Source organism: Duganella violaceipulchra (genome assembly GCF_019166075.1).
In the GTDB taxonomy this organism is placed as follows: Bacteria; Pseudomonadota; Gammaproteobacteria; order Burkholderiales; family Burkholderiaceae_D; genus Rugamonas; species Rugamonas violaceipulchra.
In genome coordinates this window covers 1-5546 of the sequence record NZ_JAHTGR010000054.1, presented here as the reverse complement: position 1 = coordinate 5546, position 5546 = coordinate 1, and the positions used below count along the sequence as shown (strand labels likewise).

2 protein-coding genes are annotated in these 5546 nt (G+C 65.7%); both read left to right on the top strand.

The window, feature by feature from the left end; all coding sequences use genetic code 11:
* Positions 1–3875 (top strand): non-ribosomal peptide synthetase (locus KVP70_RS32810; protein WP_217946626.1); only part of this gene is annotated, 3875 nt, incomplete at its 5' end.
* The coding region (locus tag KVP70_RS32805) for a condensation domain-containing protein (RefSeq protein WP_229225255.1) at positions 3872–5546 on the top strand (1675 nt) is incomplete at its 3' end. The genes KVP70_RS32810 and KVP70_RS32805, both read left to right, overlap by 4 nt.

The window sequence follows — 5546 nt, the reverse complement described above, 5'->3', positions numbered from 1 at the left end:
TCAAGATCCGCGGCTTCCGCATCGAGTTGGGCGAGATCGAGACCAGGCTGTCGGCCTGCGCCGGAGTGCGCGAGGCGGCGGTGCTGGCGCGCGAGGACCAGCCGGGCGACAAGCGCCTGGTGGCCTACGTGGTGGCGCGCGACGGGGCGCCGCTCGATATCACGGCGTTGCGCGAAGAACTGGCGCTGACGCTGTCGGACTACATGGTGCCTGCCGCCTTCGTGGCGCTGCCATCCTTGCCGCTGACGCCGAACGGCAAGCTCGATCGCAAGGCGCTGCCGGCGCCGGATGCGCAAGCGTATGTGGCGCGCGGCTACCAGGCGCCGCAGGGAGAGACCGAAACAACGCTGGCGGCGATCTGGGCCGAGCTGCTGAAACTGGAACGGGTCGGCCGCCACGACAACTTCTTCGAACTGGGCGGCCATTCGCTGCTGGCGGTGGCGCTGATCGAGCGCATGCGCCGGGCCGGCGTGCAGACCGACGTGCGTGCGCTGTTCGGCACACCGACCATCGCGGCGCTGGCCGGCGGCGGCGGTGCGATCGACGTGCTGGTGCCGGCCAACGGCATCGTCGACGGTTGCGAGGCGATCACGCCGGACATGCTGCCGCTGGTGCAACTGAGCCAGCAGGATATCGACGGCATCGTCGCGGCGGTGCCGGGCGGCGGCGCCAATATCCAGGACATCTATCCTCTGGCGCCGCTGCAAAGCGGGATACTGTTCCATCACATGATGCAGCGGGAGGGCGACGCCTACCTGTTGCCGACGCTGATAGAGTTCGATACGCGTGCGCGCCTGGACGGCTTCCTGGCGACCTTGCAAGTGGTGATCGACCGCCACGATATCCTGCGCACCGCAATGCTATGGGACGGCCTGGCCGAACCGGTGCAGGTGGTGTGGCGTCATGCGCCGCTGCCTGTGGAGGAAGTCACTCTCGACGCTGCGGCGGGCGACATCGCGGAGCAGCTGAATGCGCGCTACCATCCGCGCTCCTACAGACTTGATGTGCGACAGGGACCGCTCATGCGCGGATTCGTCAGCGAAGACCGCACCCAAGGCCGCTGGTTGCTGCAATTGCTGATGCACCATCTGGCGATCGACCACACAACGCTTGATATCCTGATCGAGGAAATCCGCCTGATCCAGCAAGGGCAGGTGGAGCGGCTGCCGCAGCCTCTCCCGTTCCGTAACTTCGTCGCGCAAGCGCGGCTGGGGGTGAGCCCGCAGGAACATGAGGCCTTCTTTACGCGGATGCTGGCCGATATCGACGAGCCGAGCGCGCCATACGGTCTGCTTGATGTCCAGGGCGATGGTTCGCAGATCGAGGAGCTCAAACTGGCGCTGCCGGACGAGCTGGCGAACCGTCTGCGTGCCCAGGCGCGCGGCTTGGGCGTCAGCACGGCCAGCCTGATGCACCTGGCCTGGGCGCGGGTGCTGACGAAACTGACGGGCCGCCGGAGCGTGGTGTTTGGCACGGTGCTGTTCGGCCGCATGCAGGGGGGCGCTGGTTCCGATCGGGCGCTGGGTATGTTTATCAATACCCTGCCGGTGCGGATTGACGTCGATGAGCAAGGCGTCGAGGATGGCGTGCGCGGCACCCATGCGCTGCTGACGCAGTTGCTGCGTCACGAACATGCGCCATTGACCCTGGCGCAGCGCTGCAGCGGCGTAGCCGCGCCGCTGCCGCTGTTCTCGTCGCTGCTGAACTATCGCCACATTCTCCCGACTGACACTACGGAAGGCAAGGCAGGGGCGGGGTGGGAAGGCATGGAGGTGATCGTAGCCGAGGAACGTACCAACTTCCCGCTGACGCTGTCCGTGGATGACCTGGGTGCTGGCTTCCGCCTGACCGCGCAGGTCGACCGCTCGGTGTCGGCGGCGCGCGTCTGCGGCTACATGCAGGCGGCGCTGGAAGGCCTGGTGACAGCGCTGGAGACGGCGCCGGAAACCGGTCTTTGCACAATCGACCCACTGCCGGCGGCCGAACGCCAGCTGCTGCTGGCGGGCTGGAACGCCACGCAGCGCGAACTGGCGCAGGATCTGTGCGTGCATGAGCTGTTCGAACAGCAGGTGCTGCGCACGCCGGATACGCCGGCCGTGACGCACGATGGGCGGGTCCACACTTACGCCCAGCTTAACGCCCGCGCCAATCAGCTGGCGCGCCACCTGCGCGCGCTGGGCGTGGCGCCGGAGGCGCGGGTGGCGATCTGCGCCGGCCGTGGCCTGGAACTGGTGGTGGCGATGCTGGCCACCTTGAAGGCGGGCGGCTGCTACGTGCCGCTGGACCCTGCCTATCCACAGGAGCGGCTGGCTTACATGCTGGCCGACAGCGCGCCGCTGGCGGTGCTGTACGACGCCTCGGGACGGGCGGCGCTGGCCGGCATGGCTGGCGGGCTGCCTTGTGCCGAGCTGGATGAAGCGGGCGCACAGTGGCGCGATCAGGCTGGCGACAACCTGGATCGGCTGGCCCTGACGGCGAACAACCTGGCCTACGTGATCTATACCTCCGGCTCGACCGGAGTGCCCAAGGGTGTCGCCAACACTGGCGTCGGCCTGCGCAACCGTCTGTTGTGGGCGGTGCGCGACATCTTCGAACAGGCGCCGGTGACGGCCTTCAAGACCAGCATCGGCTTTGTCGACTCGGTATCGGAGGTGCTGCAAACCCTGCTGGCCGGGGGGACTTTGGCGGTGTTCGACCATGATCTGGGGCGCGACGTCGAACGCATGGCGGCGCGGATCGCGCAAGGCGACATCAGCCACCTGACGCTGGTGCCGTCGTTGCTGGAGGCCTTGCTGGCGGCCGACGCCGGCGCGCTGGGGGCGCTGAAGACGCTGGTGAGCAGCGGCGCGCGCCTGTCGCGCGACCTGATCGCGCGGACGCTCGCGGCCTGTCCCGGTGTGCGGCTGTATAACTTCTATGGCTCGTCCGAGGCGAACGGCGACTCGACCTTCCACGCTTGCGTGGCGGCCGATGCCGATGCGGTGGATCGCTCGCCGATCGGCCGTCCGATCGCCAACACCGTGGTCTATATCCTCGATGCGCGGCGCCAGCCGGTGCCGCTGGGCGTGGCCGGTGAGTTGTACATCGGCGGCGCCGGCCTGGCGCGCGGCTATCTGAACCTGCCGGAGATGACGGCGGAGCGCTTCGTGGCCGACCCGTTCGCCGGCGCGCCGGAGGCTCGCATGTACAGGACGGGCGACCTGGCGCGGCATCTGGCCGATGGCACGATCGAGTACCTGGGCCGCAATGACTTCCAGGTCAAGATCCGTGGCGTTCGCGTCGAGCTGGGCGAGATCGAGACCAAGCTGTCGGCTTGCGCGGATGTGCGCGAGGCGGTGGTGCTGGCGCGCGAGGACCAGCCGGGCGACCAGCGCCTGGTGGCCTACGTGGTGGCGCGCGAAGGCGCGCAGCTCGATATCGCCGCACTGAGCGAAGAACTGGCGCGCAGCCTGTCGGACTTCATGTTGCCGTCGGCCTTTGTGGTGCTGGACGCCTTGCCGCTGACGCCGAACGGCAAGCTCGATCGCAAGGCGCTGCCGGCGCCGCAGGGACAGGCTTACGTCACACACGGCTATGAGGCGCCGCAAGGCGAGATCGAAGAGACGCTGGCGGCGATCTGGGCGGAGGTGCTCAAGCTGGATCGGGTCGGCCGCCACGACAACTTCTTCCAGCTGGGCGGTCATTCGCTGCTGGCGGTCACCTTGTTGGCCCATATGCGCCGGGCCGGACTGCCGGCAGATGTCCGCGCGCTATTCGGTACGCCGACCGTCGCTCAATTGGCAATTGCCATATCAAGTATCGCGTCTCATGACAGCGAAGAATTGTTGTCGGCGGATGCCGACGACGAAGGAAATTTTAAGGAAATTTTATTATGATGGCGACTGATCTTTTGCTTCAACTGCACGAAAAAGGCGTTACTCTTTCACTCTCCAACGAACAGGATCAACTTCGTATTCGAGGCAAGGACCAGGCGTTGGACGACGTATTAATGACGACGCTACGCAGCTGTAAGCCGGTATTGATCGGTATGCTGAAGTCGGGCGAGTATGCCCGCTACATGAGCGACTTGAAGAAGCTCGGCAAGCATCTGGCCTTGCCGCCAAATGAACTGACGGCTGAACAGCGCGACGGTATCGCCGCCCAGGTCAGCGGCGGTGCGGCCAATATCCAGGACATCTATCCGCTCGCGCCGCTGCAGGAGGGAATACTGTTCCACCATCGCACGCAGCGGGATGGCGATCCCTATCTGCTGCCGGTGCTGATGGAATTCGATACGCGCGACCGGCTTGACTGCTTCCTGGCGGCCCTGCAGCAGGTCATCGCCCGGCACGATATCCTGCGTACCGCGATCGTCTGGGACAATCTGGACGAGCCGCTGCAAGTGGTCTGGCGGTCGGCGCCAATGGCGTTGGAAGAGGTGAGTTTCGACGCCGGCGCTGGCGCCTTTGCCGACCAGTTGGCGCAGCGCTATGATCCGCGTCACTTCCGGATCGATGTGCGCCAGGCGCCGTTGATGCGCGGTTTCATGGGCGAGGACCGGCACAGTGGCCGCTGGCTGCTGCAATTGCTGACGCATCACCTGGCCATGGATCACACGACGCTGGCGATGCTGGTCGAAGAGATCCGGATGATCCAACTCGGATTGGCTGCGCAGTTGCCACCGGCCCTGCCGTTTCGTCACTTCGTTGCCCAGGCGCGCCTGGGCGTCAGCCGTCATGAACATGAAACCTTCTTTTCCGATATGCTTGCCGATATCGACGAGCCGACCGCGCCATATGGCGTGATCGACGTCTTGGGCGACGGTAGCGATATTGAAGAAGCCAGCCTTGAAATTGCTCAGCCCCTGTTGCTGCGCCTGCGGCGACAGGCACGCGAGCAGGGTGTCAGCCTGGCCAGTGTGATGCATCTGGCCTGGGCCCAGGTCTTGTCAAAACTGACGGGACGCCAGGATGTGGTGTTTGGCACTGTGCTGTTCGGCCGCATGGATGGCGGCGATGGCGCCGAGAGGGTATTGGGTATGTTCATCAACACCTTGCCGGTACGCGTCAGCATAGACGATCAAAGCGTGGCGCAAGGTGTGCGCCGCACGCATGCACTGCTGACCCAACTGCTGCGTCACGAGCACGCGCCGCTGTCGACGGCACAACGGTGCAGCGGCGTGGCAGCGCCGCTGCCGCTGTTCTCGACGCTGCTGAACTATCGTCATGCGCAGGCTTCCGATGCCGGTTCGGCAGAGACGGAATGGCCTGGCGTGGCGATACTCAAAAATGAAGAACGAACCAACTTCCCGTTCATGCTGTCGGTGAATGACCACGGCAACGCGCTGTCGTTGAGCGCGCAGGTGAAGCGGGTGGCTTCGGCTGAACGGGTGTGCCAATACATGCAGACGGCGCTGGAAGGCATCGTCGCGGCGCTGGAGACGGCGCCGCAGACGGCGCTGGCGGAGATCGGCGTGCTGTCGGCGGCGGAACGCCGCCAGGTGCTGGTTGAATGGAACGCGACGGCGGCGGACTACGAGCAGGATGTTTGCCTGCACGAGCTGTTCG